Annotated in this window: 1 protein-coding gene; it reads left to right on the forward strand. The window is 55.5% G+C overall.

The genetic code is table 11. The annotated features are described in order from the left end of the window. The first annotated feature begins 71 nt into the window (after nt 1-71). A protein-coding gene (locus C3418_RS23620) for an IS3-like element ISKpn10 family transposase (RefSeq protein WP_099368947.1) occupies nt 72-1,159 on the forward strand; the annotation gives its coding sequence in 2 pieces (ribosomal slippage) (nt 72-324 and nt 324-1,159; 1,089 coding nt in all). Nucleotides 1,160-1,198 lie beyond the last annotated feature (39 nt).

Here is a 1,198-nt window from a genome sequence, read left to right on the forward strand (position 1 = left end):
GGTAATCCCCCCGAAAAACCAGGGTGCTCATAAGTAGAATTTTCCCGTACCTTGAACGCAGGAGGTTCTACATGAAAACATCACGCTTTAGCGATACCCAGATCATCGCCATCCTCAAACAAGCTGAGGCTGGAGCTCCCGTCCCGGAGCTCTGCCGCGAGCATGGCATCAGCACGACCACCTTCTACAAGTGGCGTTCCAAATTCGGGGGGATGGATGCCTCCCTCATGGCTCGACTCAAGGAGCTGGAGGACGAAAACCGCCGCCTCAAGAAGATGTACGCCGAGGAGCGCCTCAAGGCAGAGATCATCACCGAGGCCATGGCAAAAAAGTGGTAACGCCATCTGCCCGCCGGGAGATGGCGACCAAAGCCGTGACTCACTACGCCATATCCATCCGTCTGGCTTGCCGGATCTTCAAGGTCAGTGAAAGCTGCTATCGCTATCAGCCCGTGCTGGTCGATGAAAACCAGGAAATTGCCGATTGGCTGCTACGTATCACGGCCAGCCAGCGCAACTGGGGCTTCGGGTTATGCTTTTTGTACCTGCGCAACGTCCAAGGCTTTGGCTGGAATCACAAACGGGTATACCGGATCTATCGGGCGCTGGAGCTCAATCTGCGGATAAAACCCAGGAAACGGTTGGTTCGGGCTAAGCCAGAGCCGTTGGCGGTTCCCGACCAGCCTAATCAGTGCTGGTCGATGGACTTTATGCATGACCAGCTCAGCGATGGCCGCTCGGTGCGGCTGTTTAATGTGATCGATGACTTCAATCGTGAAGCGCTGTGCATCGAGGTGGATTTCTCCTTACCCGCCTCACGAGTCAAACGGGCGCTGGAGCAGGTGATCACGTGGCGAGGTAAGCCCGCCATTATCCGATGTGACAATGGCCCGGAATACATCAGCGAAGAGCTCAAGCGATGGGCGAAACAGGAGGGGATAACCCTGGGCTATATCCAGCCAGGAAATCCGCAGCAGAATGCCTACATCGAACGTTTTAACCGCACGGTGCGCTACGACTGGCTGGGCCATTACCTGTTTGAGTCACTGAATGAACTACAGGAGTTTGCCACGAACTGGCTGTGGGTTTATAACCATGAGCGGCCCAATATGGCGCTGGGTGGCTACACGCCGAAACAGCGTCTGGCACAGGCCGCATGACCTCTACTTTTGAATGCCCCTAAAAATGGGGGGATTACC

This window comes from Aeromonas sp. ASNIH8, from assembly GCF_002919855.1.
Lineage (GTDB): Bacteria > Pseudomonadota > Gammaproteobacteria > Enterobacterales > Aeromonadaceae > Aeromonas > Aeromonas caviae.